Origin of the sequence: Pseudomonas fluorescens (genome assembly GCF_000802965.1) — a bacterium.
GTDB classification, from domain to species: domain Bacteria; phylum Pseudomonadota; class Gammaproteobacteria; order Pseudomonadales; family Pseudomonadaceae; genus Aquipseudomonas; species Aquipseudomonas fluorescens_A.
On sequence record NZ_JSAK01000004.1, the window covers coordinates 1 to 23,447 of the forward strand.

Consider the following 23,447-nt stretch of genomic DNA (forward strand, 5'->3'; position numbering starts at 1 on the left):
AATTTCACTGACCAGCATCGCGAGTCGGTGTGCGGCAAACACAAAGTAATGCCGCAGCGGCGCGTTGGCGAACAGCAGGTAATTGTTCGGTTTGAGGTGTTCGACGGTGGCGGTTTTCAAGTTGGACTTGAAACCCTCGCCATACATCTCCGCCAGATTGTTGGTGGCATTCACGAAAAAACCACCGGCCTTGGCAAAGTGGCGATCCAGGCGATTGCCCTGGATGTCCTGAAACTGATTGCGCATCCGAAACGGATCGCCGGCGTCATCACGCTTGACGTGTTCCGGAGCGGCCCGATAGCCCCAGTAGAACGGGATCATCAGGCTGCGGGTTTTGGGGGCGTCTGTGTCACGCTGATAGAGATAAGTATCAGGGTCGTCAAGTATTTGCTCTTCTTTGTCTTTCCAAGTGTCCCGAGGCGATTCTTTGGCCTTTTGGTATTTAGCCCCATACCGCCCCGCCTTAAGATCCGGCCGATCCAGCCGCTCGTTCACCCCCTGACACAACCCGGTTTCCACTGATTCATACGACGCCCCGGGATCGTTCACGCCGTGGAGGAAAATCACCACCCCCGGCAGGTCGGCGGGAACCTCCATTTTAAGTGGGGCGTGGAAGTTGGGCAGCAGGCGGGTTGTGATTTGCGCTACACAATGCATATCTCCGCGGCTCATTGGCTGCCACCTTTCGGGTCTTTGCCACGCAACGCGGCCACTTGCGCCTGATGCATCTCCTCTCTCTCCACCTGTTCGGTCAGTCCGCTTGAATCCGTCAGTCCTTGCACCGCGCTGCCATCCTCCATTTCGATTTGGTAAGCGTGCTCGGCGGCCAATCGGGCGCCGGTATCGTCATGGCCGGGATAGTGAAGAGCCACGCGTCGGGCAGCAGAGTCACGGCCGAACAAGGGCGGTGAAGCACTGTCAGTCTTGGGTCCTGTCCAATCGTGATCGCTGGCATGCACCAAGACCTTGCCTTGCGTACCAATCTCCACGCCGCCACCAATCCTGATAAAGCTGCCGTCGTCCGCTACCAGTCGAATGGTGGGCGCCGTGATCACGACCTCGCCTTCGGCCGCAGACAGGTGCAGGTTCTTTTGGGCATTGGCGGTGATGTCGTCTTCCTGAGCCTGGATCAGCACCTTGCCGCGATTGGCAATGGCGCTGATGCCATCATCCTGGGCAAAGGCGCTGATACCTTTGCCGGCCTGAAGGCGCATGGCCGCGCCGCTGGTCAACTGCAAATGATCCTGAGCAGTGGTGTCGTGGTTTTCACCGGCGTAATGAATTTGCGAGCGAGGCGTGGCGCTGGTGATTCCCGCTTCAGCCGCAACGGCCATGAGCGGGGCGCCGGGATTGTTGCTGTCCGGGGCTGGCCATTGGCTCAAGGACTCACGGAGCGCTTCGATGCCTTGGCGGTCCACCGATTGGCCACCCCGTGCAGCGGCAGTCTGGCCGAGGGTTTGAAACAGTTCGCCGCATTCGGCCAGCAACTTGAGCAGTTCTTCCCGATCAAGCTGCGAGCCCTGCGCATTCTGGCGCGCATAGGTCGTCAGCAACATGCCCTGGGCTGCCCGCAATGCAATGGCGGCATCGGTGCGCAGCTCAACGCCGTTACCCCGCGCCCGGGCCTTGCCGTCAGTTCGAGGATCAGTCAGTTTGCCCAGATTCAGCGCCGTGGCCTGATGGGTGGTTGCCATGCGCGCGCGTAACGCTCCTGGCGTGTCATCGAACAGCAGTTCGTTGAAGCCACGGCCCTTGTGTTCCTGGGTCTGGATTCCCGACAACGCCCGATTGCCCGGCAAACCTGTTGCATTGCTGAAGTGCGGAGGATAGTGGTCGCCGTTGTACAGCACCGCAGTGACAAGAGGGCGGTCAATGTCGCCTCCGAGGAACGTCACCAGCACTTCCTGGCCAATTCGTGGCAAAAATTGATGGCCAAAACCGCTGCCTGCACTGGGCATGGCCACCCTTACCCAAGTGGTGCCGAGCGGTAGGCTGTCCGCGCGTTGCCAGTGGAACCTGACCTGGATGCGAGCCATTTCATCGGTAAAGATTTCCTCTTCTGCGGGGCCGACCACAATGGCACTGAGCGGCCCTGCAATTCTCGGGCGCGGCACTGTAATCGGGTGCCGGTAAGGGATTTTCTGGCGGATACAGGTGAACTGATTGCTGTACTGCGCCGGTTCATCCGTGAGGTAGTTGTTGCGACCCTGATGCTCGACCGATAGCAGCAGGAACTGTCGATCAGCCGCTACATCCCCTTCGTGATCAAAGTGCTGGGTCAATTCAAAGGTGTACCCCGGCTGCATGGCCCGGCAGGTACTGCTACCGGTAAACCGCTTGCCCTGAACTTCCATGGCCTCCATGCGATGGCGTACCAGGGTTTCGCCGCCCTCGGGTAGACCATGGCTGTAATGCCCCAGGAAGTCGTAAACCTCGTAGGGCTCGACGTCGCCCTGATCGTTTATGCCGCGCATGTGAATGGGCAGCCGATGTCTGGGTTGTTTGTAGTCGAATGTCTGGATGGCCATTTTTCCCGATTGCAGTTCTCGATGACTGCTCCATTGGGTGATCGAGTCGGCTTTCTCGGTGACAGATGCACTGTGGTAACGAATCTGCGGTTGCTGCGGCAGTGGAGCCAGGGATCTTGATTGATCGGTGATGATCAGGTCATGCCCTTGCTTGGTGTGGTCGAAGTAGAAGAACAGGCCGTCCTGCTCCATCAAACGCAAGACAAAACTCAGATCGCTCTCGTGGTATTGGGTGGTGTAGCTATGGTTTTTCAAAGGCTGGTTAATGCGGAACTCAAACCGGGACAGTGCTCCATAGTTCGCAAACACCGTGCGAATGATGTCTTCAACCGTTTGCTCCTCAAATATCCGGCAGTCGAAACGTCGCGACAACATCCACATCCACGGGCTGAGTGTCGCTGAGTAGTACGCCAGGCCACCGTCGCTTTTCAAAAGGCTGAAGCGGGTGATGTATCCGTGAATGAAGCGGGACTCGCCATTCCCCAATTCAATCTCGAGCAGCGTGGGTTTGCCGATTAATGATTTCAGCTCCAGTCCGGCATCGCGACTGATCAGCGACAGCTCGAAACTGAACAGCGTCGACACTTTTTCTGTGCCGCTGAAGTGCTCAAGGAGCAGCGCCTGCTCATCGCTGGTCGCGGTGGTTAGGTTGAACAAGCGCCGATTCCGGGGCGCAAAGATAGCTGCTAGGTCCATTTAACATTTTTGCTCCGACTTAAGCCTGGAGCACTCCTGAAAGTATCAGCCGCAGGATCAGGTAAGACGTCCTGTCCACTGAGTGAGCCGTGATGGCTGGACGTTAGCGGGCGCAAATTCATGGGCACAATGATGGCGATGTGGTGGCTTTGTCGGGGTTTTGCCGGATGAAAGACGCAAGGGGGGCGTAGATGCTGGGGGATAGTCCGGAAACGGATTTAATGTTCAAAATGTAAATCAGAAAGGTCCTAAGAACCGTCCTACGCACAGCAACGGGCGTAGCTTGAAATGCGCTGTGTTTTGACCGGTAGATTTAGCTGGGCGGCAACGGATGTGTTACCACGCTGGAGCGTAGAGCGGTCGCAAAAAAAGCCCCGCTATTGCAGCAGGGCTTGATGATTGCGTCAGTAGTGGCCGTAGCCGCGACCATAGTAACCGCGTGGCGGGCCGTAATAGCCACGGGGTGGTCCGTAGTAAACCGGTGCCGGACGGTAGTAGATCGGCTGCTGCACATAGACGGGCGCCGGCTGGTAGTAAACCGGTGGCGGGGCAACATAAACCGGAGCCGGTTGGGCGTAGACCGGCTGCGCGTAGACCGGCTGCGCATACACCGGTTGTGGCGCGACATACACCGGTCGGTTGGCGTTGATCAGGGCCGAGCCGACGATGGCCGTACCGACGATCGCTCCAAATACCGCCGCGTCATTACCACCACCGCCATGGGCTTGCGCCTGTCCTGCGACAGCGAGAGCGCCGATCAGCAAGGCTACTGTGGGGATTTTACGGATCATGATAATTCCTCGGTTCTTCGACCCGGCGCTTGTGTCTGCAATAGACTCAAGGATTGTCGCGGGGATACATCTAAGACAGCGTTTTTTGCAAAATCAGCACAGCCACAGGGTAAATTTTGTGTAAGGTCTGTACCCGCTTGCTTACGGTCATTTGAGGGTGCGAACAGGCACCGCAATACTATCGATCAGAACACGGTGGACTGGCTAATCCCGTCCATCCGAAAGTGCATTGGAAGGAGCTTCACATGCAGATGAACCCCAACAAAGACACGCAATTGTGCATGTCTCTCTCCGGACGACCGGGCAATTTTGGCCTGCGCTTTCACAATCATCTGTATGAGCAATTGGGGCTGAATTTCTACTACAAGGCTTTCAGTAGCCAGGACCTTGCGGGCGCTGTTGGCGGCATTCGTGCCCTGGGCATTCGTGGCTGCGGCGTGTCGATGCCGTTCAAAGAAGCCTGTATTGCTCTGGTTGACGAGCTGGACGCCTCCGCGGCCGCCATTCAATCGATCAATACCATCGTCAACACCAAGGGCTATCTCAAGGCCTACAACACCGATTACATTGCCATTGCGCAACTGCTGGAAACCCACGAAGTCCCCAAGGACACCACGTTTGCCCTGCGTGGCAGCGGTGGCATGGCCAAAGCCGTGGCCAGTGCCCTGCGTGATGGCGGTTACAAAAACGGCCTGATCGTGGCCCGCAACGAGACTGCTGGCCGGTCGCTCGCTGAATCGCTGAATTATGAATGGCAAGCAGAGCTGGGTGCCCGACGCCCGCAAATGCTGATCAACGTCACGCCGGTTGGCATGGATGGGGGACCGGAGGCCGGTCAATTGGCGTTTGATGCTGAAGTCATTGTGGCAGCGGACATTGTCTTTGATGTGGTGGCGATTCCCTCGGAAACACCGCTGATCATGCGCGGTCGTGCTGAAGGCAAGCAAGTAATCACCGGCCTGGAAGTGATCGCAATCCAGGCGCTGGAGCAGTTTGTGCTTTATACCGGTGTTCGGCCGACGGATGAGCAGTTCCAGAAAGCGGTGGCGTTTGCGCGCAGTTGAAGATCAAAAGATCGCAGCCTGCGGCAGCTCCTGCATGGGATTTATGTGCACCCAGTAGGAGTTGCCGCAGGCTGTGATCTTTTGCTGGTTGCCTTACAACAAGATCAAGGAGGTTTCCATGCATCCCCCCATTCTCAACCTGAATCAAGTCGAACTCGAACCGCTGCCCGAAGCCTTTGCCCCAACCGGTGAAACCGCCGGTCGCTATCAACAGCGCCAGGCGCGCATTGGCCAGCAACTGGGTGCGCAGAAGCTCGGGTATCGCTTGTATGCGCTGGAGCCGGGCATGCGCGGTAGTCCGTTTCATAGTCATCGGGTCAACGAAGAAATGTTTTACGTGGTGGCCGGGGAAGGGGAACTGCGCCTAGGTGACGAACGCTTTGCGATCCGAGCCGGGGACGTGATTGCCTGCCCGGCGGGCGGCCCTGAAAAGGCACACCAGATCATCAATACCAGCAACGGCGAACTGCGATACCTGGCGGTCAGCACCCAGCAATCGCCGGACATTTGCGAGTACCCGGATTCCGGAAAGTATGCGGTGATGGATGACTTCAAGGTCGATGCCGAAGGCAATGCGTCGGGGTTTGTTGCGGTGGCTCGGCCGGGGGATGGTGTCGATTACTGGGATGGGGAGTAACTGACCCGAAAGCGCGCGAACGTGTGGCGAGGGAGCTTGCTCCCGCTGGGCTGCGGAGCAGCCTTGAAACCAGGCGGTGCGGTCATTCTGAAAAAATCGATTCGCCGGGTTTGCGACTGCTTCGCAGCCGAGCGGGAGCAAGCTCCCTCGCCACAGGGTTTATTTGAAATGAGTTGAAAACGGTTATTCCAGCCGCGCCAATCGCTCTTCCAGCGCCGCAATCCGCGCCTCGAGTTCTTCGATCCGCTCAAGCGAAACACCACTTGCGCCACCACGCTCGACCGGGTTTTGCCGTGCAGCAAGAATTGCGTCGATATCCGCCGGATCACCCAGCGCATGCATATACCGGTCTTCACGCTGACCGGCCTGACGCGGAATCAGCAGCGCCAGACCTCGGGCAATCAAGCGCTCAAGTTGATGCACCACCTGTTCGGCATCTTCGAAATCATGCATGCGGCCGCTGCGGGTCAACAGTTCATTGACCGTCTGCGGGCCGCGCAGGAACAGCAGCCCCGCCAGAACCACCTGGGCCGGTACCAATTCCAGCGCCTTGTCGACCTTGTGCTCCCAGCGATCCGCGCGGCTGCCCATTACCAGTTTGGTGAAGCCGCGGCCTTCAAGGGCGCGCAGGCTCTGGCCGACCTGGCCCTGGGTCAGGTTCATCACCGGCTCGCGGCTGGTTTTCTGGTTGCAGGCAATCACCAAGGCATTCAGGGTCAGCGGATAGGTTTCCGGGCTGGTGGCTTGTTTCTCGATCAACGAACCCAGAATGCGGATTTCCGTGCTGTTGAGGCGCGGTTCGTCGAAAGTCTGTTCTTGTTCAGTGCTCATCGCGCTTTTCCCTATGCAGTCGAAGCATGCCGTTGAAGCCGCCTAGCGTAATCCTTGCAAGATAAAAGACAAGCCGCAGGAGGGGCCGGCATGGCTATAATCGGCCCACGTTTCCCTCCTGTCACCACATGAGACTGCCATGACCATTTCCCTGTACGACGCTTCCGTCCCTGTTTTCAAACAAATGCTCAACGCCTTGAGCGATGTGCTGAACAAGGCCGAAGCCCACGCCACCGCGAAAAACATCGACCCGAACGCATTCCTGCAAGCTCGTCTGTTCCCGGACATGTTCCCGCTGGTGCGTCAGGTGCAGATCGCCGTTGATTTCGCCAAAGGCGTCTCCTCGCGTCTGGCCGAAGTCGAAGTGCCGAAGTACGAAGACACCGAAACCACCTTCGCCGAGCTGCAAGCACTGATCGCCAAGGTTCTGGCCTACATCGGCGAGATCAAGCCAGAGCAGATCAACGGCAAGGAAGGCATCGAAATCGTCACCCGTCCGGGCACGCCGAAAGAGAAGCGCTTCAGTGGCCAGGCTTACCTGCTGAGCTACGGCCTGCCGCAGTTCTTCTTCCACGTCACCACCACCTACGCATTGCTGCGTCACAACGGTGTGGAAGTGGGCAAGCGCGATTACATGGGCGCGTTCTAAACCGCCCGGCCACAAAAAAGCCCGCCAAGGTTTGCGCCTTGGCGGGCTTCTTTTTGCCTCTGTAGGAGCCGGCTTGCTGGCGATTGCGCACTTCAGATCGCCATCGCCGGCAAGCCGGGCTCCTACAGAAAAGGGTTAAGCCAATCGTTCGGCTTTCTCTTCTTCACCCAGACAAGCCGCCGCCGTGAACAGCACATCCGTAGAAGAGTTCAAAGCCGTCTCCGCCGAATCCTGCAACACCCCGATAATGAAACCCACCGCCACCACCTGCATCGCGATTTCGCTCGGAATGCCAAACAAGCTGCACGCCAACGGAATCAGCAACAACGAACCACCCGCCACACCCGAAGCGCCACACGCACAGATCGCCGCAACAACGCTGAGCAGGATCGCCGTCGGAAAGTCCACGGCAATCCCCAGCGTATGCACCGCCGCCAGGGACAGCACGGTAATGGTAATCGCCGCGCCGGCCATGTTGATGGTGGCACCGAGCGGAATCGATACCGAGTAGGTGTCTTCATGCAGCCCCAGACGCTTGCTCAACTCCAGATTGACCGGAATGTTCGCCGCCGAGCTACGGGTGAAAAACGCAGTAATGCCACTTTCGCGCAAGCACATCAGCACCAGCGGATAAGGATTGCGGCGCAGCTTCCAGAAGACGATGGCCGGGTTCATCACCAGCGCCACGAACAGCATGCAGCCCAACAGCACGGCCAGCAGATGCGCGTAACCGATCAAGGCACCAAAACCGGATGTGGCCAGGGTCGAAGCCACCAGGCCAAAGATCCCCAGCGGCGCGAAACGAATCACCAGGCGCACGATCAAGGTCACGCCGTTGGACAAATCGCCCAGCACTTCGCGGGTGGTGTCACCGGCATGACGAATGGCGATGCCCATACCGATGGCCCAGGCCAGAATGCCGATGAAGTTGGCGTTCATCAGCGCACTCACCGGATTATCGACCACGCTCAGCAACAGGCTTTGCAGCACTTCGCCAATACCGCCCGGCGCCGTCACCGCGACATCCTGGGTCGAGAGCACCAGACTCGACGGGAATATCATGCTGGCCACTACCGCGACCACCGCCGCAGCGAAGGTGCCGAGCAAATACAGAAACAGAATCGGCCGGATATGGGTTTCCTGACCGTGCTTGTGGTTGGCGATTGACGCCATGACCAGCACAAACACCAGAATTGGTGCGACCGCTTTCAGTGCGCTGACGAACACTTTGCCAATAAACGCGGTGGACTTCGCCGTTTCAGGCGCGAACAGGGCCAGGGCAATACCGGCGATCAGGCCGATCACGATCTGCGTGACCAGGCTCAGGCGTTTGAGGCGTTGCAATAGCGAGGGTGAAGTGGTCATAAAACGGCATCTCTGATTTTTTATAAATGCATGGTTTCGCAGGTTTGCGGCAACAAACGGGGCAGGCCGCTGGCAGGAAACCGAAAGGGGGGCGCAGGTGTAATGCCAACGCGGATTATCCTGTGGCGAGGGAGCTTGCTCCCGCTGGACTGCGCAGCAGGCCCATTTGTTGGGGCCGCTCCGCTGCCCAGCGGGAGCAAGCTCCCTCGCCACAGGTTCAGTGTTTGGGCATGAAGGCCGCGACTTTATCATAGCGTCGGCATAATCCTTCAGACCTGTGACGATCTGCCACCCATGTGTTCAACGGGATTTGCAGGTTCGTGCAACCGCATCTGGAAACACTCTGTTAAGCTTCGCCATCCTCATTTTCAAGTTTGCCAGTGAGCCTTCGGGCTATCGCTGGTGTCGTCGTTTTCTGGAGTTTTGCATGCGGTTGTTGCCCATTCTTCTGTTGTCCGCTGCCGGTTTCACGGTGCTGACCACGGAGTTCATCATCGTCGGCCTGTTGCCGGCCATCGCCCGTGATCTGGACGTCAGCATCCCGCAAGCGGGGTTGCTGGTGACCCTGTTCGCCTTCACCGTTGCCGCGTTCGGGCCGTTCCTCACGGCGTTTTTTGCCCGCTTCGAGCGGCGCAAGCTGTTCATTTCGGTGCTGATCATGTTTGGCCTGGCCAACACCCTCGCGGCTTTCGCCCCGAACATCTGGGTGATGGCGTTCGCCCGGTTGATTCCGGCGCTGGGGCTGCCGGTGTTCTGGGCGCTGGCCAGCGAGACGGCGGTGGACATCGTCGGGCCGGACTATGCCGGACGCGCCATCGCCAAGATCGGCTTTGGCATTGTCTGCGCCACGGTGTTCGGCATTCCGGTGGGTACGCTGATTTCCGATGCGTTCGGCTGGCGTAGTGCCTTTGGCATTCTGGCGGTGATCGCCTTTGCCAAGGCGTTGTTGCTGTTTATCTATCTGCCGAAAACCAGTCTGCATCAGCATCAAGTGAGCTTTCGTTCACAGTTCAAGATCCTGCGCAGCCCGTTGATGATCGGCCACGTATTGCTGTCGGTGATTGTGTTCAGCGGCATGTTCACCGCTTATACCTACCTGGCCGACATCCTTGAACGCCTGGCCGGTTTCAACGGTACGGTGGTTGGCTGGTGTTTGATGGGCTTCGGTGCGGTGGGGCTGATCGGCAACTCTCTGGGTGGCCGTGCGGTGGATCGTCATCCGTTGATGGCTTCGATGATGTTCTGCGCGTTCATGATCGCCGGCCTGGTGGCATTGGTGCCGAACATTCATTCGCCCATGGGGCTGGCGGCAGCGATGGGCATCTGGGGCGTGACTCAGGCGGCGTTGTTCCTGGTCAGCCACGTGCGTTTGATGAAGGCGGCGCCGGAAGCACCGGCGTTCGCCGCATCCTTGAACATCGCCGGGGCCAACCTCGGAATTGGCCTGGGTGCGATGATCGGTGGCCGGGTGATCGACAGTGTTGGCCTGCAAGGCCTCGGTTTCGCCGCAGCCGCGTTTATCCTGGCCTCGATTCTGTTGGCCATCGCGCTGATGACCTTCAAGCCGCGCGAAGTCTGCGCCTGACGCTTCACAGTTCGGTAAACAGCTCGCGTCGGGCACCTTCGGTAATAGCGACAATGCCGGGGTGCTTGACCTTGCGTTCCACCGAAATGGCATAGAACGACTCGCTCACCGCGTCGGTCTGGCCAATCACCTCCACGCCATACTGGCGTTTCACTTCATCGGCAATCACGCTCGGGCCGATAAAAATCCCGCTGCCGGATTGCCCGAAGGCCTGCATCAAGGCGCTGTCATCGAACTCGCCGACAATCTTCGGCTGGATCTGCTGTTCGGCGAACCAGCGCTGCAAACGGCTACGCACTACGGTTTCCGGGCCGGGAATGAGCAGCGGTGCGCCGTGCAGGCTGCCAGGAAAGTCCTGGCCGTAACGCGCCGCCAGCTCAGCGGTGGCGAAGAAACTGATCCCGCATTCACCGAGTTTCTGGCTATAGCCCTTGATGTCCAGGTGCGAGGGCATGGGGCTGTCGGAGATCACCAGGTCCAGGCGCTGGATCGCCAGGTCGGCCAATAACCGTTCAAGCTTGTCTTCGCGACAGGTGATGCGCAACGGTTCGCTCAGTTCCATGGTCGGCGCGATCAGGCGATAGACGATGGACTTGGGCACCACATCAGCCACGCCGACCCGGAACAGAATCTGCTGCTCGTTGGGCTGCGCCCGCAGCATCAACTCCAATTCGCCACCCAATTGAAACATCTGCTCGGCGTAGGGCAGGGTCTGTCGGCCGGCTTCAGTCAGCTCAAGCTGTCGGCCGACCCGGCGAAACAACTCGATGCCATAGGTTTGTTCGAGCAGCGAGATCTGCCCGCTGATGGTCTGCGGCGTCAGGTTCAGCTGTTCGCAGGCGCGCACGATGCTGCCAGTCTTGGCCACCACCCAAAAATAATGCAGCTGTCGGTAATTCAGCATCTATACGGTCCCCCTACAAAAAAGCTAGTGTTCTGGATTCGTAAAAATCGAAGTATACGCGCTAAAAATACGAATTTTACTGAAGTGTCTGCCTCCCTAGAATGCGTCGCTATCAACGGGCCAATGTTTCGGTCCCGTTCGTTCTATCGAGGGAAGCATCATGAAAATTAAAGCCACGGCTCTGGTGATCACATCTTTACTGGTATTGGCCGGTTGCGATCAGGCTGAGAAAAGTGCTCAACAATTGATGGGTAAAGCCGCCGAGAGCGCAAAACAAGCCATCGACGACACCCACAAAGCCGCCGAACAAGCACTCAGCGATGCCACTGGCGGGTTGATCAGCAAAAAAGAATCAACGGAAAAAGAGTCGGAAAAAACCGAATCTTCCTCCCAGGAAATCTAAACCGTCTTACAACGAGTCAGGACTGACCCATGGAATACCTTTTACAACTTGCTGCCAGCCCCACCGCGTGGGTTGCCCTGGCCACCCTGGTGGTGATGGAAATCGTGCTCGGCATCGATAACCTGATCTTCATCTCGATCCTGACCAACAAACTGCCCGAGCAGCATCGGCAGAAAGCGCGGCGCATTGGTATCGGCATGGCGTTGATCCTGCGACTGGGCTTGTTGAGCACCATCGCGTTCATCGTCCAGTTGACGGCGCCAGTGATCGAGATTCTCGGCCACGCTTTCTCCTGGAAAGACATGATCCTGATTGCCGGTGGCCTGTTCCTGTTGTGGAAAGCTACCACCGAGATCCATCACAGCATGGACCCGGCTCCGGAAGATCCGAAGTCAGCGACTTCGACTGTGACCTTGGGCTTTGCCGCTGCAATCGGTCAGATCCTGATGCTGGACATGGTGTTCTCCATCGACAGCATCATCACCGCTGTCGGCATGACCGAGCATTTGCCGATCATGATCATCGCGGTGGTGGTGTCGGTACTTGTGATGTTGCTCGCGGCTGATCCACTGGCCAAGTTCATCAACGACAACCCGACGGTGGTGATGCTGGCCCTGGGCTTCCTGATCATGATCGGCATGACGCTGATCGCCGAAGGTTTCGGCGCCCACGTACCGAAAGGCTACGTCTATGCCGCCATGGCGTTCTCGGCAGCGATCGAGATTCTGAACATGATGTCGCGTCGGGCCCGGCAGAAGCGGGTAGCCGCTGAAGCTTGACCTTGGACTTGCTGGCGATGGCGTTCTCAATGACGCTATCGCCAGCAAGCCGGCTCCTACAAAAAGCGTTCACACTGAACCCTGTAGGAGCTGCCGCAGGCTGCGATCTTTTGATCTTCAGGAAATCAAAGTCAAAAGATCGCAGCCTGCGGCAACTCCTGCAGGGGACGATTCGGGTATGGCTATCAGTGGGCGCTGGCGTGACGGCCGGGTGCCTTGGCGGGTTTTACTGGTTGAACCGGAGGGTGATAATGCCGACGGGTAATGCGCAGAACGCCCCACAACATGGCGGCGGCAACGGCCAGCCAGCCGGAAATCAACATCACGATTGTCATTGTCAGGCTCATCGTTGCCTCCTCTTTGCCCTGCAGCGGGCACACTCACCTTGCAAGTGACAGTCTAGTCGCTGGCGTGTTTCAGGCTATTGACCGAAGGTCGACTCTGACCAATCAGTTCGCTCTATCCAAGGTCATCAACTGCCGGTTAAGGCTATACCGCTGGCGCGCGGCATCCTATGATCGACGGCTAAGCCGGGAATGCGATTGCCTGGCGTCTGAACAAGAGAGTGATGATGGTGCGGGTAATTTCTCGAATTCTAGCGGCGACGCTGATTGTGGGGTGCGTAACCAGTCTGGCGGGGTGCGCCGGGAGCGTCTCTCCGCAGATCAAGCGTTTGCCGGAGCGTGTCGAACTCAGCGGCAGGTTCTACAAGGGCGTAGCCAATCAAAGCGGGCCGCAAGTGCTGGCGAGCATGCTGTCGCAACAGGGCATCGTGATCACCCCGGGCTTGCTCGACAAGCCGTTGCACCTGCCGGGCGGCGAAGCGCAATTACAACAGAACATGCAGAACCTCGCCCGTGAATACGGGATGATGGTGTATCCCCTCGACAGTAATCTGCCGGCCTTGTTGACCCAGGTCGCGGCCGGTTATCCGGTGATGGTGCGTTTCACTGAAGGCTCGGCGCTCTGGTCCGAGCCGCGCTACGCGATTCTGAGCGGGTACAACCGTCAGAAGCAGACCGTCTTGTTGCGCGCCGGAATGGACCAGCGGCTGCTGATGAGTTTCGGTTCGTTCGAATCGGCGTTCAAAGATGCCGGTGGATGGGCGGTGTTGATTCAGGCACCCACGCAAATCCCGGCTAACGTCGATCAGCAGCGCTGGCTCAAGGCAGCGAACGATCTCGCGCAGGCGGGTCAAGAGCAAGCCGCCGCCCGGGCGAAAAAAGCGTTGAACGCCCAGTAAGTCCGTTCGTCACCCGCACGGCACCACCGCACGTTGTCAGCCTCTGATAGATAAGGCCCGGTTTTCATCGGGCCACCAGGAGGTGTCCATGGCACATTCCAATACCCCCGATGGCCCGCACTCGTCCGAGCATTCATCTGGCGATGAGTTGGATTTTGATCCCGATTCCCCTGACCTTGCTGATCCGGCGGTCGATCCCATTGGCCCGGCCAAGGCGCCCAGGGATGTAAAGCCGGGTGACAATCCCAAGGCTCCCGCCAAACCCTACGATCCACTCGGTGATCTGAAACCCTAGGTCCTATGGAGGTGAGTATGTCTACCGATTCGAGCTTCAACGACAAACGTCCGGAAACCGTGCCAACTACGCCCGAGCAGGACACGGATCCGGTGATGGACCCTGACAGCCCGATGCGCGATCCGCTCGCACGGCCGACGGTGGTGCCCGACCGAACATCCGCAGGGCTGGCGAGACCCAAGCAAAGGTGATGGCATTCCGGATGACGACCAGATGCCGCTGCCCAACGACTAACTGGACACAAAAAAAGCCCCGCATGATCGGGGCTTTTGTTTGATGTGGCTTTCGGCTTACTTCGACGCTTCAACCACGCCGGTCTGGCGCTGCTTGAGGTTCTTGTCCGATTTGTACTGCAGGGCTGCAGAAGCCACGGCGGCGCTCTTGCCGGTTTCAACCCAATTGCGGATGCGCGCGGCATCGGCAAAGTGCGTGTATTTGCCATAAGCGTCAAGCAGCACCAGGGCAACCGGGCGGTTACTCATACGGGTTACCAGCACCAGGCAATGACCTGCTGCGTTGGTGAAACCGGTTTTGGTCAGTTGGATGTCCCAGTCGTCCTTACGGACCAAGTGGTCAGTGTTACGAAAACCGAGGCTGTAAACGGGTTTGCGGAATGTGACGGTTTTTTCCTTGGTCGTACTCAGGTCGGTCAGCAGCTGATATTTGTGCGCGGCGATCAACAGTTTGCTCAGGTCGCGAGCGGTCGAAACGTTGCGCGGGGAGAGACCGGTCGGCTCGACGAAATGGGTGTTGGTCATGCCCAGCGCCCGGGCCTTGGCGTTCATTGCCGCAATGAACGCGGCATAGCCGCCCGGATAGTGGTGAGCCAGACTCGCGGCGGCGCGGTTTTCAGAGGACATCAAGGCAATCAGCAGCATTTCCCGGCGCGGAAGTTCACTTCGGAGTTTTACCCGGGAGTACACACCTTTCATTTCCGGTGTGTCGCTGATGTCGATATTGATGTACTCGTCCATGTTCTGCTTGGCCTCAACCACCACAAGGCCGGTCATCAGTTTGCTGACGGAAGCGATGGGCACAACGACGTCCGGGTTGTTGGCATAGATGACAGTGTGGGTCTGCATATCCAGCAGCAAGGAACTGCCGGAAGCGAGCTTGAGTTGCGAGGTGTCGCGAGGCGCTGCGGTGGTTTCGCCAGCGCTGGCGATCGGCGTGATGAAAGTCCCTGTAACGGCGAAAAATAGGCTCAGGATGGAAAGACGGATTTTCACGCTGGCAGACTCATAAAGTGTTGATAAGCCGTTTTGTAACGGGCTATTACTCAAAAAGCGCGACATTCTGGAGTATGGCTGAATAACTGTCGATGGTTGTTCGAGCCGTAGGTGAAAGTCCTTTGAAACATGAAAAAAATGTAATTTTCCGGCGGATGGTCGTCCTTGTTTTGCGGGCAAAAAGAACCCCGCCATGGGCGGGGTTCTTCGACTCACTGTTTACCGCTGCGGGGAAACTCAGCTGTGCAGGGTTTCGGCCGCGTACAGTGTGTTCTCCAGCAGGCAGGCACGCGTCATCGGGCCAACGCCGCCCGGTACCGGAGTGATCCAGCCGGCGCGGGGCAGGGCGGTTTCGTAAATCACGTCACCGACCAGTTTGCCGTCGTCCTGACGGTTGATGCCGACGTCGATCACGATCGCGCCTTCCTTGATCCATTCACCCTTGACCAGGCCCGGCTTGCCGGCGGCCACCACCACCAGGTCGGCACGGCCGACGTGGCCGGCCAGATCCTTGGTGAAACGGTGAGTGACGGTCACGGTGCAACCGGCCAGCAACAATTCCATCGCCATCGGGCGCCCAACGATGTTGGAAGCGCCAACCACCACGGCGTTCATGCCGTACAGATCGGCGCCGGTGCTTTCCAGCAAGGTCATGATGCCTTTAGGGGTGCACGGACGCAGCAGCGGAATGCGCTGAGCCAGACGGCCGACGTTATAAGGATGGAAGCCGTCGACGTCTTTATCCGGACGAATGCGCTCCAGCAGTTTGGACGCGTCCAGGTGTTCAGGAAGAGGCAGCTGAAGCAGAACGCCGTCAATTGCCGGATCGTCGTTGAGGCGATCGATCAGATCGGTCAGCGCTTCTTGAGTGGTTTCGGAAGGCAGGTCATAAGCTTGGGAAAGGAAGCCGACCTCTTCACAGTCTTTACGCTTGTGCGAGACATAAACCTGAGAGGCAGGATCGCTGCCGACCAGGATCACCGCAAGGCCGGGCGTGCGCAGGCCTTGCTGGCGACGCTCGTTGACGCGTTGGGCGATCTGCTGGCGCAGGCTGGCGGCGATCGATTTGCCGTCGATTAGTTGTGCAGTCATTGCGCGTGATTAACCATCGAGAGGGGAAAAAAAGAGAACGCATTCTCGCATGTCATGCGGTGAGGGCAAAGGCGCTTGGTCTGCAAATTCCCCTAACCCCTTTAATTAAATGAATTTTTTTTAAAAAGGATTTGACGACCTTCGGGGCGCTCTATACTATTCGTCGCACTTGTCGGGCACAGCCTAGCACTGGTTAAGAAGGTCGAGCGGAATTACGGTTCTGCAAAACTGGAAAGCATTTAGTTTGTAGTCCTTCAAGGGTACAGATTAATAAGGCGCCCGTAGCTCAGCTGGATAGAGCATCCGCCTTCTAAGCGGATGGTCGCAGGTTCGAGTCCTGCCGGGTGCGCCATTAGGCAGCATTGGCACAAGTAACGCGATATGGTGGGCGTAGCTCAGTTGGTAGAGCACGGGATTGTGACTCCCGTTGTCGTGGGTTCGATCCCCATCGTCCACCCCATATTTCGAAAGGCGCCAGATTAACAGTCTGGCGCCTTTGCTTTAAAAGCCTCACTCGCGGATGTGGTGGAATTGGTAGACACACTGGATTTAGGTTCCAGCGCCGCGAGGCGTAAGAGTTCGAGTCTCTTCATCCGCACCAAATAAAGCTTCACTCAGGTCGATTGGCCTGGTTGGGGTCAGCAAAGAAGTTGTTTGGCTTTTTTGCAAAGTAATATGGTGGGCGTAGCTCAGTTGGTAGAGCACGGGATTGTGACTCCCGTTGTCGTGGGTTCGATCCCCATCGTCCACCCCATATTTCGAAAGGCGCCAGATTTAACAGTCTGGCGCCTTTTTTGTTTCAGTGGTTTGAGTGTCCAGCGGCTGCCGGTACTGGGTCGCAGGGGCAGGGCGTTTCGTCGTATTTATGTTTCTCGATGATGCCGCGCTGCCCGCCGGCCTTGCTCGCAAGATCGGTTGTCAGGGAGATGATTGGCAGCCTCTTCTATATATAGAAGGGTTGGCGCAGAGCCCTGGCGTGATTGGCTGTATTTGCCACCGGGGCGAGGTGCATCCGTGCATTCGCACCTATAAATTGCCTGCTGCGTTTTTACCCGTTTTCAGTAGGGTGACTTCTTGAGTTTGACCCACTAGAATGCATGCCCTTGATTCTGGGGTCGGAAACGGCCGGCTAACGTCTGTGCAACGAGGAATATCCATGCAAGTTTCTGTTGAAAATACTTCTGCTCTTGAGCGCCGCATGAGCATCACCGTGCCGGCTGAGCGCATCGAGACTCAGGTCAACAAGCGTCTGCAGCAGACTGCCCAAAAGGCCAAGATTGCTGGCTTCCGTCCAGGCAAAGTGCCAATGAGCGAAATCAAGCGCCGTTTCGGTGCTGAAGCTCGCCAGGAAGCTGTAGGCGACGTGATCCAGTCCTCTTTCTACGAAGCTGTGGTTGAGCAGAAGCTGAACCCGGCAGGTTCGCCTTCGATCGAGCCTAAGTCGCTCGAAGCTGGCAAGGATCTGGAATACGTTGCTGTTTTCGAAGTGTTCCCTGAGTTCACCGTTGCCGGTTTCGAAGGTATCACTGTAGAGCGCCTGAGCGCTGAAGTGGCTGATGCCGATCTGGACAAGATGCTGGACATCCTGCGCAAGCAGAACACCCGTTTCGAAGTGGCCGATCGCGCTGCTCAAAACGAAGACCAGCTGAACATCGATTTCGTTGGCAAGGTTGACGGTGAAGTGTTCGCTGGCGGTTCCGCCAAAGGTACTCAGCTGGTTCTGGGTTCCGGCCGCATGATCCCTGGCTTCGAAGACGGTCTGGTTGGCGCTAAAGCCGGCGAAGAGCGTGTTCTGAACCTGACCTTCCCAGAGGACTATCAGAACCTCGACCTGGCCGGCAAAACCGCTGAGTTCACCGTTACCGTGAACACTGTTTCCGAGCCAAAGCTGCCAGAACTGACCGAAGAATTCTTCGCTCAATTCGGTATCAAGGAAACTGGCCTGGAAGGCTTCCGCACCGAAGTTCGCAAGAACATGGAGCGCGAGCTGCGTCAGGCGATCAAATCCAAGGTCAAGAATCAGGTAATGGACGGTCTGCTGGCCACCAACCCGATCGAAGTGCCTAAGGCTCTGCTGTCCAACGAAGTTGACCGTCTGCGCGTGCAGGCTGTTCAGCAGTTCGGTGGCAACATCAAGCCTGACCAACTGCCGGCCGAGCTGTTCGAAGAGCAAGCCAAGCGTCGCGTTGTGCTGGGTCTGATCGTGGCTGAGGTGGTCAAGCAGTTCGACCTGAAACCTGATGAAGCCCGCGTTCGCGAGATGATTCAGGAAATGGCTTCCGCTTACCAAGAGCCTGAGCAAGTTGTGTCCTGGTACTACAAGAACGACCAGCAACTGAACGAAGTTCGTTCGGTTGTGCTGGAAGAGCAAGTTGTGGATACTGTTCTGCAGAAAGCTAGCGTGACCGACAAATCGGTCTCTTACGAAGAAGCGGTCAAGCCGGTAGAAGCTCCACAAGCCGACTGATCATTTTTGCGGTAAGAAGCACACACCATAAGCCAGCTCTCGAGCTGGCTTATGCGTATTCAAGACATAACTATTTGGGAGTGACTGCAGAGCATGTTCCGTAATTCGTATATTCAGCAGAACTCTGATATCCAGGCCGCAGGCGGCCTGGTCCCGATGGTTGTCGAGCAGTCTGCTCGTGGCGAGCGCGCCTATGACATCTACTCGCGCCTTCTCAAGGAACGAGTGATCTTTCTGGTTGGTCCTGTAGAGGACTACATGGCCAACCTGATCTGTGCGCAACTGCTGTTCCTTGAAGCGGAAAACCCGGACAAGGACATCCATCTCTATATCAACTCCCCGGGCGGTTCGGTGACGGCGGGCATGTCGATCTACGACACCATGCAGTTCATCAAGCCAAACGTGTCGACTACCTGTATCGGTCAGGCGTGCAGCATGGGTGCGTTCCTGCTGACGGCCGGTGCCCAAGGCAAGCGTTACTGCCTGCCGAACTCGCGTGTGATGATTCACCAGCCACTGGGCGGTTTCCAGGGCCAGGCCTCGGATATCGAAATCCATGCCAAGGAAATCCTCTTCATTCGTGAGCGTCTCAACACGTTGATGGCCAAACACAGCGGTCGCACTCTTGAAGAAATCGAGCGTGACACCAACCGCGACAATTTCATGAGTGCAGAAGCAGCGCGTGAATACGGCTTGATCGATGAAGTGATCAGCCAGCGTCCTGCTTAATCAAGCAGCTCAAAATAAGGTTGGTCGGCGGGTCCGATCACCAGCGGGCTTGAAAAAGCCCGCAATAGCCTTCATCTTGTGTTGCAAGCCTATCGGATTTGGATCGAACGAATGACTGACACCCGCAACGGCGAGGACAACGGCAAGCTGCTCTATTGCTCCTTCTGTGGCAAAAGCCAGCATGAAGTACGCAAGTTGATTGCCGGCCCCTCGGTCTTTATCTGCGACGAGTGCGTCGACCTGTGCAATGACATCATCCGTGAGGAGGTGCAGGAAGCCCAGGCCGAAAGCAGCGCGCATAAATTGCCTTCGCCTAAAGAAATCAGCGGCATCCTTGATCAATATGTGATTGGTCAGGAGCGTGCGAAAAAGGTTTTGGCCGTAGCGGTGTACAACCACTACAAACGCCTGAACCAGCGTGACAAAAAGAATGACGACGTCGAACTTGGCAAGAGCAACATCTTGCTGATCGGCCCGACAGGCTCGGGTAAAACCCTGCTAGCCGAAACACTGGCCCGCTTGCTGAACGTTCCGTTCACCATCGCCGACGCAACCACCCTCACCGAGGCTGGCTACGTGGGTGAAGATGTCGAGAACATCATTCAGAAGCTACTGCAGAAGTGCGATTACGACGTAGAGAAGGCTCAGATGGGCATTGTCTACATCGATGAAATCGACAAGATTTCGCGTAAGTCTGACAACCCGTCGATCACCCGGGACGTTTCCGGTGAAGGCGTGCAGCAGGCCCTGCTCAAGTTGATCGAAGGCACGGTCGCTTCCGTTCCGCCTCAAGGTGGTCGCAAGCATCCGCAGCAGGAATTCCTTCAGGTCGACACCCGTAACATCCTGTTCATCTGCGGTGGTGCGTTCTCCGGTCTGGAAAAGGTTATTCAAAACCGTTCCACCAAGGGCGGCATCGGTTTCAACGCAGAAGTTCGCAGCAAGGAAGAAGGCAAGAAAGTCGGTGAGTCCCTGCGTGAAGTCGAGCCTGACGATCTGGTCAAGTTCGGTCTGATCCCGGAATTCGTCGGTCGTTTGCCGGTTCTTGCCACGCTGGACGAGCTTGATGAAGCTGCTTTGATGCAGATTCTCACCGAGCCGAAAAATGCTCTGACCAAGCAGTATGCCAAGTTGTTCGAGATGGAAGGTGTGGACCTGGAATTCCGGGCCGACGCGCTGAAATCGGTCGCTAAACGCGCGCTGGAACGTAAAACCGGTGCTCGTGGTCTGCGTTCGATTCTCGAAGGTGTATTGCTCGACACTATGTATGAAATCCCCTCGCAATCCGAGGTGAGCAAAGTAGTGATCGATGAAAGCGTTATAGAAGGCAAGTCCAAGCCACTGTATATCTATGAAAACAGTGAGCCTGCTGCCAAGGCCGCGCCAGACGCCTAAGCGTCACGCAGCTGGTACAAAGAAGGGGCCTTCGGGCCCCTTTGCTTTTGTGGGAACTGGCCTGCCGGGCAATCCATTCCCATGTAGGAGCTGCCGCAGGCTGCGATCTTTTGACTTTGCTTTTCAAAGAGCAAGATCAAAAGATCGCAGCCGGCGACAGCTCGTACCGGGTTTTCTGATGTATCCAGTCCCCTGCATGCTTGGTTCTTCAAAGTCGTTTTTTTATCCGCTTGTTTTTTTCTAAACAAGCCCCCATCTTGGTTTCAAGCTTACTTCCATCTGTTTCCGGCCTTATGGCCGCCGTAGAGGCGAAATCATGAAGACAACCATCGAATTGCCTCTCCTGCCATTGCGTGATGTCGTTGTGTATCCGCACATGGTTATCCCGCTGTTCGTGGGGCGCGAGAAATCCATCGAAGCCCTCGAGGCAGCGATGACGGGCGACAAGCAGATCCTTCTGCTGGCTCAGAGAAACCCTGCTGACGACGATCCCGGTGAAGACGCGCTTTATCGCGTAGGTACAATTGCTACCGTCCTGCAGCTGCTCAAGCTGCCTGACGGCACGGTCAAGGTTCTGGTCGAAGGCGAGCAGCGAGGCACCGTCGAACGCTTCAGCGAAGTGGACGGCCATTGCCGTGCCGAAGTGTCGCTGATCGATGAAGTCGACGCGCCTGAACGCGAGTCGGAAGTGTTTGTTCGCAGCCTGCTGTCCCAGTTTGAACAATATGTACAGCTGGGCAAGAAAGTCCCTGCTGAAGTCCTGTCGTCGCTCAACAGCATCGACGAGCCAGGGCGTCTGGTCGATACCATGGCCGCGCACATGGCGCTGAAAATCGAGCAGAAGCAGGAAATTCTCGAAATCATCGATTTGTCGGCTCGTGTCGAACACGTGCTGGCGTTGCTGGATGCCGAAATCGACCTGCTGCAAGTCGAAAAACGCATTCGTGGCCGCGTTAAAAAGCAAATGGAGCGCAGTCAGCGCGAGTACTACCTGAATGAGCAGATGAAGGCCATTCAGAAAGAGCTCGGTGACAGCGATGAAGGTCACAACGAAGTCGAAGACCTGAAAAAACGTATCGATGCCGCTGGCCTGCCAAAAGACGCGCTCGCCAAGGCGACCGCGGAACTGAACAAGCTCAAGCAAATGTCGCCAATGTCCGCAGAAGCGACCGTGGTACGTTCGTACATCGACTGGCTGGTTCAGGTGCCTTGGAAAGCTCAAAGCAAGGTGCGCCTCGACCTGGCGCGTGCTGAGGACATTCTGGATGCCGACCACTACGGCCTCGAAGAAGTCAAAGAGCGCATCCTCGAATACCTCGCCGTGCAAAAGCGCGTGAAGAAGATTCGTGGTCCGGTGTTGTGCCTGGTCGGTCCTCCCGGGGTAGGTAAAACATCCCTGGCGGAGTCGATTGCTCACGCTACCAACCGCAAATTCGTCCGTATGGCCCTTGGTGGCGTGCGTGACGAGGCGGAAATTCGTGGTCATCGCCGTACTTACATCGGTTCGATGCCAGGAAGATTGATTCAAAAAATGACAAAGGTGGGCGTCCGCAACCCGCTGTTCCTGCTCGATGAAATCGACAAAATGGGCAGTGACATGCGTGGCGATCCGGCGTCGGCGTTGCTGGAAGTGCTCGATCCCGAGCAGAACCACAATTTCAACGATCACTATCTGGAAGTCGACTACGACCTGTCTGATGTGATGTTCCTGTGCACCTCGAACTCCATGAACATTCCACCGGCGCTACTGGACCGGATGGAAGTGATTCGTCTGCCGGGTTACACCGAAGACGAGAAGATCAACATCGCCGTCAAATACCTCTCGCCGAAGCAAATCACTGCCAACGGCTTGAAGAAAGGCGAACTGGAATTTGAAGCCGAAGCGATCCGCGACATCATTCGCTACTACACCCGGGAAGCCGGTGTGCGGGGGCTTGAGCGCCAGATTGCCAAGGTTTGCCGCAAGGCCGTCAAAGAGCATGCGCTGGAAAAACGCTTCTCGGTGAAGGTTACCGCAGACATGCTGGAACACTTCCTGGGCGTGCGGAAATTCCGCTACGGCCTGGCGGAACAGCAGGATCAGATCGGCCAGGTTACCGGGTTGGCGTGGACTCAAGTGGGCGGCGAATTGCTGACCATCGAAGCCGCTGTCGTGCCGGGTAAAGGTCAATTGATCAAGACCGGTTCCCTGGGTGACGTGATGGTCGAATCGATCACCGCAGCGTTGACCGTTGTTCGCAGTCGCGCGAAGAGCCTGGGCATCCCCCTGGACTTCCACGAGAAGCGTGATACGCACATCCACATGCCGGAAGGGGCGACCCCGAAAGACGGTCCTAGCGCCGGTGTAGGCATGTGTACGGCGCTGGTCTCGGCGTTGACCGGCATTCCGGTACGTGCGGATGTGGCCATGACGGGTGAAATCACCTTGCGTGGTCAGGTGCTGGCGATCGGTGGTTTGAAAGAAAAACTGCTCGCTGCTCACCGTGGCGGAATCAAGACTGTGATCATTCCTGAAGAGAATGTGCGCGATCTGAAAGAAATTCCTGACAATATCAAGCAAGATCTACAGATTAAACCGGTTAAATGGATTGACGAGGTCCTGCAAATTGCGCTGCAATACGCGCCGGAGCCCTTGCCGGATGTGGCTCCGGAGATAGTCGCGAAGGATGAGAAACGCGACGCAGATTCTAAGGAAAGAATTAGCACGCATTAGTACGTATTTGCCTGGGGGGCTTCCTTGACAGTTTTTTAGAGCCCTTGTTATA

General features: G+C 57.1%; 21 protein-coding genes, 4 tRNA genes and 1 pseudogene. 17 read left to right on the forward strand and 9 right to left on the reverse strand.

Features of this window, described 5'->3' with window-relative positions; translation table 11 throughout:
* The 3 genes from NL64_RS03620 to NL64_RS03630 all read right to left on the reverse strand — a co-directional run.
* Positions 1–672, reverse strand: a 672-nt coding sequence (locus NL64_RS03620) for a T6SS effector phospholipase Tle3 domain-containing protein (protein WP_034146980.1), incomplete at its 3' end; no start/stop codon positions are given.
* The gene (locus tag NL64_RS03625; protein ID WP_034146802.1) at positions 669–3,224 is read right to left on the reverse strand and encodes a type VI secretion system Vgr family protein; all 2,556 of its coding nucleotides are present in this window, start codon (positions 3,222–3,224) and stop codon (positions 669–671) included. The genes NL64_RS03625 and NL64_RS03620, both read right to left, overlap by 4 nt.
* Positions 3,225–3,628: 404 nt before the next feature.
* Positions 3,629–4,015 carry a hypothetical protein gene (locus NL64_RS03630; protein ID WP_034146803.1) on the reverse strand — a complete coding sequence of 129 codons (387 nt, stop codon included), beginning with the start codon at positions 4,013–4,015 and terminating at the stop codon, positions 3,629–3,631.
* Positions 4,016–4,260: 245 nt separating this feature from the next.
* Between NL64_RS03630 and NL64_RS03635 the strand changes: the two genes are divergently transcribed.
* Together NL64_RS03635 and NL64_RS03640 are read left to right on the forward strand one after the other, a co-directional pair.
* The gene (locus NL64_RS03635; RefSeq protein WP_034146804.1) at positions 4,261–5,079 is read left to right on the forward strand and encodes a shikimate 5-dehydrogenase; all 819 of its coding nucleotides are present in this window, start codon (positions 4,261–4,263) and stop codon (positions 5,077–5,079) included.
* A 118-nt stretch (positions 5,080–5,197) separates the two neighbouring features.
* A complete protein-coding gene (locus NL64_RS03640) occupies positions 5,198–5,716 on the forward strand; it encodes a cupin domain-containing protein (protein WP_034146981.1) in 519 nt (172 codons plus the stop codon).
* A 183-nt stretch (positions 5,717–5,899) separates the two neighbouring features.
* On the opposite strand, the gene NL64_RS03645 is transcribed toward NL64_RS03640, so the two are convergent.
* The gene (locus NL64_RS03645; RefSeq protein WP_034146805.1) at positions 5,900–6,547 is read right to left on the reverse strand and encodes a YceH family protein; all 648 of its coding nucleotides are present in this window, start codon (positions 6,545–6,547) and stop codon (positions 5,900–5,902) included.
* Between the two features lie 139 nt (positions 6,548–6,686).
* Here NL64_RS03645 and NL64_RS03650 point away from each other — a divergent pair, with 139 nt between their 5' ends.
* On the forward strand, positions 6,687–7,196 hold the full coding sequence (locus tag NL64_RS03650; protein ID WP_034146806.1) for a DUF1993 domain-containing protein: 510 nt from the start codon (positions 6,687–6,689) through the stop codon (positions 7,194–7,196).
* Between the two features lie 135 nt (positions 7,197–7,331).
* Here the strand turns inward: NL64_RS03650 and sstT are convergent, their stop codons facing one another.
* On the reverse strand, positions 7,332–8,561 hold the full coding sequence (sstT, locus tag NL64_RS03655; protein ID WP_034146807.1) for a serine/threonine transporter SstT: 1,230 nt from the start codon (positions 8,559–8,561) through the stop codon (positions 7,332–7,334).
* 427 nt (positions 8,562–8,988) lie between these two features.
* On the opposite strand from sstT, the gene NL64_RS03660 reads away from it, so the two are divergent.
* Positions 8,989–10,146, forward strand: a complete 1,158-nt coding sequence (locus tag NL64_RS03660) for an MFS transporter (protein WP_034146808.1) — start codon at positions 8,989–8,991, stop codon at positions 10,144–10,146.
* A gap of 4 nt (positions 10,147–10,150) precedes the next feature.
* Here NL64_RS03660 and nhaR read toward each other — a convergent pair whose 3' ends face one another.
* The gene (gene nhaR / locus NL64_RS03665) at positions 10,151–11,050 is read right to left on the reverse strand and encodes a transcriptional activator NhaR (protein WP_034146809.1); all 900 of its coding nucleotides are present in this window, start codon (positions 11,048–11,050) and stop codon (positions 10,151–10,153) included.
* A gap of 160 nt (positions 11,051–11,210) precedes the next feature.
* Here nhaR and NL64_RS03670 point away from each other — a divergent pair, with 160 nt between their 5' ends.
* Positions 11,211–11,453 carry a hypothetical protein gene (locus NL64_RS03670; protein WP_034146810.1) on the forward strand — a complete coding sequence of 81 codons (243 nt, stop codon included), beginning with the start codon at positions 11,211–11,213 and terminating at the stop codon, positions 11,451–11,453.
* A gap of 29 nt (positions 11,454–11,482) precedes the next feature.
* On the forward strand, positions 11,483–12,232 hold the full coding sequence (locus NL64_RS03675) for a TerC family protein (RefSeq protein ID WP_034146811.1): 750 nt from the start codon (positions 11,483–11,485) through the stop codon (positions 12,230–12,232).
* A 185-nt stretch (positions 12,233–12,417) separates the two neighbouring features.
* Here NL64_RS03675 and NL64_RS30330 read toward each other — a convergent pair whose 3' ends face one another.
* A complete protein-coding gene (locus tag NL64_RS30330) occupies positions 12,418–12,579 on the reverse strand; it encodes a hypothetical protein (RefSeq protein ID WP_172668639.1) in 162 nt (53 codons plus the stop codon).
* Between the two features lie 224 nt (positions 12,580–12,803).
* Between NL64_RS30330 and NL64_RS03680 the strand changes: the two genes are divergently transcribed.
* From NL64_RS03680 to NL64_RS03690, 3 genes and pseudogenes are all read left to right on the forward strand, one after another.
* Complete coding sequence (locus tag NL64_RS03680) at positions 12,804–13,475, forward strand: peptidase C39 family protein (RefSeq protein WP_034146812.1); 672 nt, start codon at positions 12,804–12,806, stop codon at positions 13,473–13,475.
* Positions 13,476–13,563: 88 nt separating this feature from the next.
* Positions 13,564–13,770, forward strand: a complete 207-nt coding sequence (locus NL64_RS03685) for a DUF6021 family protein (RefSeq protein ID WP_034146813.1) — start codon at positions 13,564–13,566, stop codon at positions 13,768–13,770.
* Between the two features lie 17 nt (positions 13,771–13,787).
* Positions 13,788–14,004: pseudogene (locus tag NL64_RS03690) on the forward strand (hypothetical protein).
* A gap of 56 nt (positions 14,005–14,060) precedes the next feature.
* On the opposite strand, the gene pbpG reads toward NL64_RS03690, so the two are convergent.
* Positions 14,061–14,999, reverse strand: coding sequence for a D-alanyl-D-alanine endopeptidase (gene pbpG / locus NL64_RS03695; protein WP_034146814.1), 939 nt, complete (start codon positions 14,997–14,999; stop codon positions 14,061–14,063).
* Between the two features lie 237 nt (positions 15,000–15,236).
* Complete coding sequence (gene folD / locus NL64_RS03700; protein WP_034146815.1) at positions 15,237–16,091, reverse strand: bifunctional methylenetetrahydrofolate dehydrogenase/methenyltetrahydrofolate cyclohydrolase FolD; 855 nt, start codon at positions 16,089–16,091, stop codon at positions 15,237–15,239.
* A gap of 275 nt (positions 16,092–16,366) precedes the next feature.
* Between folD and NL64_RS03705 the strand changes: the two genes are divergently transcribed.
* The 8 genes from NL64_RS03705 to lon all read left to right on the forward strand — a co-directional run bounded on the left by NL64_RS03705 (position 16,367) and on the right by lon (position 23,395).
* Positions 16,367–16,443, forward strand: a tRNA-Arg gene (locus NL64_RS03705).
* A 32-nt stretch (positions 16,444–16,475) separates the two neighbouring features.
* Positions 16,476–16,551: transfer RNA gene (locus tag NL64_RS03710), tRNA-His, on the forward strand.
* 56 nt (positions 16,552–16,607) lie between these two features.
* Positions 16,608–16,692, forward strand: a tRNA-Leu gene (locus NL64_RS03715).
* A gap of 77 nt (positions 16,693–16,769) precedes the next feature.
* A tRNA-His gene (locus NL64_RS03720) sits at positions 16,770–16,845 on the forward strand.
* A 402-nt stretch (positions 16,846–17,247) separates the two neighbouring features.
* Positions 17,248–18,558: a trigger factor gene (tig, locus tag NL64_RS03725; RefSeq protein ID WP_034146816.1), complete on the forward strand. Its 1,311-nt coding sequence runs from the start codon at positions 17,248–17,250 to the stop codon at positions 18,556–18,558.
* Between the two features lie 93 nt (positions 18,559–18,651).
* Positions 18,652–19,287 carry an ATP-dependent Clp endopeptidase proteolytic subunit ClpP gene (gene clpP / locus NL64_RS03730; protein WP_007970761.1) on the forward strand — a complete coding sequence of 212 codons (636 nt, stop codon included), beginning with the start codon at positions 18,652–18,654 and terminating at the stop codon, positions 19,285–19,287.
* Between the two features lie 111 nt (positions 19,288–19,398).
* A complete protein-coding gene (gene clpX / locus NL64_RS03735) occupies positions 19,399–20,682 on the forward strand; it encodes an ATP-dependent Clp protease ATP-binding subunit ClpX (protein WP_007946893.1) in 1,284 nt (427 codons plus the stop codon).
* Between the two features lie 316 nt (positions 20,683–20,998).
* A complete protein-coding gene (lon, locus tag NL64_RS03740; RefSeq protein WP_034146817.1) occupies positions 20,999–23,395 on the forward strand; it encodes an endopeptidase La in 2,397 nt (798 codons plus the stop codon).
* Positions 23,396–23,447: the final 52 nt, after the last annotated feature.